General features: G+C 43.2%; 7 protein-coding genes. 4 read left to right on the top strand and 3 right to left on the bottom strand.

What is annotated here, in order from left to right:
• Positions 1-14: 14 nt before the first annotated feature.
• The gene (locus tag B4K20_RS02830; protein WP_289245051.1) at positions 15-995 is read right to left on the bottom strand and encodes an ABC transporter permease; all 981 of its coding nucleotides are present in this window, start codon (positions 993-995) and stop codon (positions 15-17) included.
• 257 nt (positions 996-1,252) lie between these two features.
• On the opposite strand from B4K20_RS02830, the gene B4K20_RS02825 reads away from it, so the two are divergent.
• From B4K20_RS02825 to B4K20_RS02810, 4 genes are all read left to right on the top strand, one after another.
• Entirely contained in the window at positions 1,253-1,600 is a 348-nt protein-coding gene (locus B4K20_RS02825; protein WP_289281805.1) for a rhodanese-like domain-containing protein, read from the top strand.
• Between the two features lie 10 nt (positions 1,601-1,610).
• A complete protein-coding gene (locus tag B4K20_RS02820; RefSeq protein WP_289281804.1) occupies positions 1,611-2,366 on the top strand; it encodes a hypothetical protein in 756 nt (251 codons plus the stop codon).
• Between the two features lie 61 nt (positions 2,367-2,427).
• On the top strand, positions 2,428-3,276 hold the full coding sequence (locus B4K20_RS02815) for a DUF692 domain-containing protein (protein WP_289281803.1): 849 nt from the start codon (positions 2,428-2,430) through the stop codon (positions 3,274-3,276).
• Positions 3,269-4,018 carry a DNA-binding domain-containing protein gene (locus B4K20_RS02810; RefSeq protein ID WP_289281802.1) on the top strand — a complete coding sequence of 250 codons (750 nt, stop codon included), beginning with the start codon at positions 3,269-3,271 and terminating at the stop codon, positions 4,016-4,018. The genes B4K20_RS02815 and B4K20_RS02810 overlap by 8 nt, the downstream gene beginning before the upstream one ends.
• A 48-nt stretch (positions 4,019-4,066) precedes the next feature.
• Here the strand turns inward: B4K20_RS02810 and B4K20_RS02805 are convergent, their stop codons facing one another.
• Entirely contained in the window at positions 4,067-4,699 is a 633-nt protein-coding gene (locus B4K20_RS02805; RefSeq protein ID WP_286304973.1) for a bifunctional 4-hydroxy-2-oxoglutarate aldolase/2-dehydro-3-deoxy-phosphogluconate aldolase, read from the bottom strand.
• Positions 4,700-4,720: 21 nt separating this feature from the next.
• On the bottom strand, positions 4,721-5,905 hold a 1,185-nt coding region (locus tag B4K20_RS02800), incomplete at its 5' end, for a dihydroxy-acid dehydratase (RefSeq protein WP_289281801.1).

Genomic DNA, 5,905 nt, shown 5'->3' with positions numbered 1-5,905 from the left:
TCACATCAATATTATCAACCATCTAATCTTACTCTTGGGTCAACTAATGTATAGGAAATATCTGTCAGTACCAGCCCCACAATGTACAAAACCGATCCTAGAAAGACCATTGAACGCACGATAGCAAAGTCTTGGGCCTGAATAGCATCAATGGTGTAACTGCCTAAGCCGGGAATACCAAAGAAGGATTCAAGGATTAAACTTCCCATAAACAAGGTAGGTAAAACCACTACCGCCCCAGTTAAGATGGGTATCATGGCATTTTTCAGAACATGTACAAATAACACTCTGATTTCAGATAAGCCTTTCGCTCTGGCAGTGCGAACATAATCCTTTGAGACTTCTTCCAGAAATAGAGTGCGGTACCAGCGTGAGCCTGAGCCAATACCAGAAACGATACCAATAAAGACAGGCAAAATAACAAATTTAAAGGCATCTAACCCTTGTGCGTAGCCTGATAACGGAACAAGCTGCATGATCTTTCCCACCAAAAACTGGCCACCGATGATGTAGAACAGCCCAGAAATAGACATCAGCACAACACAGAGAATGACCCCACTCAGATCGAGATAACTGGCTCTGAAAAAAACCATCAGCATGGCAAAGGTGATATTGGCCAGCATACCAATAATGAAAACGGGAACCGCTATCGCCAGGCTGGGCCACATACGTGTTTGAATATCTTCGCCAATATCGCGGCCATCATCTGCCTGACCAAACTCAAAGGCGAACAGACTCAACGATTTATCAAAGAATATCGTATCGGTGAGTTTATCCATGCCCTGCTGCTCATGGTTCCAGAGCAACGCCTTGTTATATCCCCTCTCTTCTTTCCAGACATTTACCGCTTCTTGAGTGACGTGCTTTTCACCCAGATGCATTCGCGCCATATCATCCGGCGTATTAACCATAAAAAACAGAGCAAAGGTGAGCGCATTGACCCCGATTAAAATCGGAAACGCATAGAGAATCCTTCGGACAATATAAGCAAACATAGATTAACCAGGTTATTTCATCAGTTTTGACTGATGCATCTTAAGCATCAATATGTATCTGTTTCACATTATGACGCTATGAAACGTAATGAGAAAGGACTATTACATATTTGCAGACTCACTGTTATGCGTTTTATTAATTCTGCCCTTAGTTTCCCTGATTTAATGCATGTCAATTATTTAGAAAATTAGCATTTACTAATACACAGAATTTGTTATCGTGTGTTTCATCATCTGTAAACAATAACGAGGTTGTTATGAACCTAACTGCAATGGATTTGGTGAAGCGAGCCAAAAGTGAAATTAATGAAATCAGCTGTGAAGAAGCAACATCCATGTTGGATAGTGCCACGGTCATTGATGTCAGAGAACCAACAGAATATGAGGCAGGCCATATAGCCAATGCGCTGCCTATTCCCAGAGGTATGCTGGAGTTTTCACTGAATTCTCACCCATCACTGACTAACCTTGAGCAAGCTATTATTGTTTACTGCAAATCAGGCGGAAGATCCGCATTGGCTGCCCAAACGTTACAAACGATGGGCTATCAACATGTTTACTCTATCGCGGGTGGATTTGATGCTTGGCTACAGACGAATAACTGAGGAATATATCATGCGTAGATTTTCTTACATCTCATTTTTGTTGCTGACACTCTCGTTTTTACCCCTGGTTGCCCAGGCAGAATCCACGCAAGTAATGATTAGAGCAATGGCTGTTGATGCTAAATTTATCGGCACGAGTGTGGGCGGCGTTCGGGTAACTATCAAAGATGCCGAGACAGATGAATTACTCGACGAAGGTTGGATTCATGGTGGCACCGGTGATACTGATCGTTTAATCAAAAATCCAGTTCAACGTGGCGATATGCTTGCAGATAATAATACTGCTGGCTATCTGGCAACGGTAGATATCGATACGCCACGTCTGGTCAAAATTACCTTGTTCGGCCCCTATGCATACCGCCAGTCTCTACAAGAGGCCAGTGTCACTACCTGGTTGATCCCCGGCAAAGATTTATTAGGTGACGGCATCACAATCAAAATGCCTGGCTTTATTGCTGACGGCTGGACACAGGTCTTACAGGACGGTGTTGTTGAGTTCTATCTGAATGCTTCATTAATGTGTGGCTGTCCTATTAAGAAAAATGGTCTGTGGAATCCAGATGATTATGAAGCTAAAGCCATTGTGATGCAGGATGAGAAAAAGATAGATGAAATTCCATTAAGCTTTACAGGGCCCATCGGCATCTTCTCAGCAAAAACCCAATTGAATAAGAATGGTCACTACAAAGCTATTCTTTATGTTGTAGACACAAAAACAGGCAATGTCGGTGTTGACCGGACCATGTTTGAAATTAATTTAGACTGATAGTTGTAACAATCGCAGCATGAATTCGTCTTATCAAGACAGCATTCTGCAGGAGAAGAAAATGGCGCACCCATCATGTCCGGTCTCAGGAACAGGCCTTGGACTACGCCGACAATTTATTGAAGAACTCTTAGAATTGGGCAATCCTGATATCGACTTTATGGAAGTCGCGCCAGAGAACTGGATGGGACTCGGTGGCAAATATGCCAAGCAATTCACGGCTGCTTGTGAACGCTTTTCGATGATGTGTCACGGTTTATCACTGTCTATAGGTAGCCCAGCACCACTAGATGTCGCTTTTCTCAAACAGTTGAAACATTTTTTCGACAAGCATCAAATCGTTAGTTATAGCGAGCATTTAAGCTTTTGCAGTGATGATGGCCACCTTTATGACTTAATGCCAATTCCGTTTACTGCTGAGTCTGTTCGTTATGTGTCAGAGCGTATTAAGCAGGTTCAGGATATTCTGGAAAGACAACTTATTATAGAAAATGTGTCGTATTACGCCGCCCCAGGCCAAGAAATGACTGAAGTTGATTTCACACGAGAGGTACTAGAAGAAGCAAATTGTGGTCTGTTATTAGATGTAAATAATGTTTATGTGAACAGTATCAATCATGGTTATGACGCCAAGCACTTTATCGATGCGATGCCGACGGATCGAATTGCGTATCTCCATATTGCCGGACATTACAATGAAGCAGAGGATTTGATTGTCGATACTCATGGTGCTGATATTGTCGACCCTGTCTGGCAGCTCCTCAGTCATACTTACGACCGGCATGGCATTATCCCTACCCTGCTCGAGCGTGACTTTAATATTCCTTCTCTGTCACATTTGTTTGATGAGATGACGATCATCAGAAAATATCAACAACAGCCATATGATATGCAGGCTCGACATGGCTAATCAGTTTCAAGAAACACAATATCAGTTTGCCGCCTATATCCGAGATCCTGAACATCAGCCTATTCCAGACCAGCTGGAAAGCCGTCGAATGGCGATTTACCGCGATTTATTTTTTAATAATATTGACAGCACCTTATCCAGTGCTTTTCCCGTTATACGGCAACTGATGAACGAAAATGACTGGCTGGCACTGGTCAGATCCTTTATGAAAAATCATTTTTGCCAATCACCTCGGTTTGTTGATGTCTCAAAAGAGTTTATTGAATATTTGAATCAACAGCATGACGTAAATGAAACCATGCCTTTTTTGCAGGAGCTGGCTCATTATGAGTGGGTTGAATTGGCATTAAGTATTGCCGAGGAAGAATGGGAATGTAGTGAGATTGATAAAATAACCAATATGTTGGCCATGTCTTATCAAGGCTCTCCCCTGGCCTGGCTATTAAGTTTCCAATTTCCTGTACATCAGATTTGTGATGATTTTCAGCCGACCACGCCATCTGAACAGCCTCATTATCTGCTGGTATATCGCAATAAAACGGATGACGTAAAGTTCATCGAACTCAATGGTTTAAGCGCACATCTCTTCGAGCAAATCAGCCAGGGAGAAGACGTTGAGTCGGTTATTGATGCGATTGCCGAAGCCATGCCACAACTTGATTATCGGCTGATAAAAAATGGCGCCAAAGAGTTAATAACAGACTGGTTATCAAAAGGCATTTTACTGGTAAGACAGGCATAAAAAAGGCCGGGATAATCCCAGCCTTTTTTATTCTTATTAGATTCGCGCTTAGGCAGTCGCTAATTCAATCGCTTCAGCAGAAAGACGGGTAATTTCATCCCAGTTTTCCGCATCAACTAAGCTTGCAGCACACATCCATGAGCCACCAACACAACCTACATTAGGAAGACTGTAATAGTCCTTCACATTTTTCTGGTTGACACCACCCGTTGGGCAGAAGGTGATTTGTGGAATCGGCGCACCGATTGATTTCAACATTGGCACACCACCCGCGGCTTCAGCAGGGAAGAATTTCATTGCTGTGATGCCTTTTTCAAGCAGCGCCATTGCCTGGCTTGGATCGGCCACACCAGGTAATAAAGGCACGCCGGTTTTTAATGCTGCATCAATCAATTTTTCTGTGGTACCAGGGCTGACGATAAACTCAGCGCCTGCATCAATCGCTGCATTGAGTGTTTCGATGTTGATGATAGTACCAGCACCAACGATAGCATCAGGCACTTCAGCTTTGATGCGACGGATAGATTCAAGTGCTGCATCTGTTCTTAAAGTAATTTCCAGAACCTTCAAACCACCTTTAACCAAAGCTTTAGCTAAGGGCACAGCATGTTCAACATTATTGATAACCATCACCGGTACAATCGGCGATACTTTCATGATCTCTTGAATTGTTTTAGACATTGATTAACTTATTCCAAATAATTATTCGACATTAAACATGTTGATGGCACCTGTTTCAGCTGATGAAACGCCTTGGCGGAAACTATCAAACAGTTCACGGCCCATGCCATAGTGATGTTCAGTATTAGCCAGTACACAAGCCATACGTGAGTTCAGTTCTTCTTCGTCGACCAACACATTCAACTCACCACGTTGTGTATCAAGACGGATCATATCGCCATCACGTACTTTGGTGAGGATGCTACCATCAGCACATTCAGGACATAAGTGAATAGCAGAAGGCACTTTACCCGATGCACCAGACATACGGCCATCAGTCACAAGCGCGACTTTAAAGCCTTTATCCTGTAATACACCTAATGGTGGTGTCAGTTTATGCAGCTCAGGCATACCGTTTGATTTTGGTCCTTGGAAACGCAGGACAACAATCACGTCTTTATTCATTTCACCACGTTTGAATGCTTCAACGACATGGTCTTGATTATCAAAGACCATCGCAGGTGCTTCAACAACCTGATGTTTAGGATCAACGGCAGATATCTTAGACATACCACGACCAAGATTACCTTTGATAAGGTGTAAACCACCACTTGTAGCAAACGGTGCAGGAACACTACCGATAACATCAGTATCAAGTGAGGCTTCAGGACCTTCTTCCCATGTCAAAGTACCGTCTTTCAGTGTCGGTTCTTTAGTGTATTGCTCCATGCCTTTCTCATCACCGATGGTGATGATGTCAGTATGCATTAAGCCGTGTTTAGATAATTCACGAATCAATACACCCATACCACCAGCAGCCTGGAAGTGATTCACATCGGCAGTACCGTTCGGGTAAATACGTGTCACTAATGGGATGATTTTTGACAGACGGTCAAAATCGTCCCAGTTAATGATGATGCCAGCTGCACGTGCAATCGCGATTAAGTGAATAGTGTGATTCGTTGAACCACCTGTGGCTAACAGACCAACCAAGGCATTCAATATCGCTTTCTCATCGATCATGTGACCAATCGGACGATAATCATCACCCAATGCTGTAAATTTGAGTGCTTGTTCGGTTGCGCGTTTGGTTAATGCATCACGCAGTGGCGTGTTTGGATTAATGAATGAGCTACCAGGAAGGTGAAGCCCCATCATTTCAACCATCATCTGGTTACTATTCGCTGTGCCGTAGAATGTACATGTACCCGGGCTGTGGTATGACTC

This window comes from Methylophaga sp. UBA5088 (genome assembly GCF_002414625.1).
GTDB lineage: Bacteria > Pseudomonadota > Gammaproteobacteria > Nitrosococcales > Methylophagaceae > Methylophaga > Methylophaga marina.
This window is presented reverse-complemented; position numbering and strand designations above follow the sequence as displayed.

Excerpts from the sequence above, each read along its gene's own strand:
- B4K20_RS02830 (WP_289245051.1), bottom strand. The coding sequence starts at position 995 with ATGTTTGCTTATATTGTCCGAAGGATTCTCTATGCGTTTCCGATTTTA.
- B4K20_RS02825 (WP_289281805.1), top strand. The coding sequence starts at position 1,253 with ATGAACCTAACTGCAATGGATTTGGTGAAGCGAGCCAAAAGTGAAATT.
- B4K20_RS02820 (WP_289281804.1), top strand. The coding sequence starts at position 1,611 with ATGCGTAGATTTTCTTACATCTCATTTTTGTTGCTGACACTCTCGTTT.
- B4K20_RS02815 (WP_289281803.1), top strand. The coding sequence starts at position 2,428 with ATGGCGCACCCATCATGTCCGGTCTCAGGAACAGGCCTTGGACTACGC.
- B4K20_RS02810 (WP_289281802.1), top strand. The coding sequence starts at position 3,269 with ATGGCTAATCAGTTTCAAGAAACACAATATCAGTTTGCCGCCTATATC.
- B4K20_RS02805 (WP_286304973.1), bottom strand. The coding sequence starts at position 4,699 with ATGTCTAAAACAATTCAAGAGATCATGAAAGTATCGCCGATTGTACCG.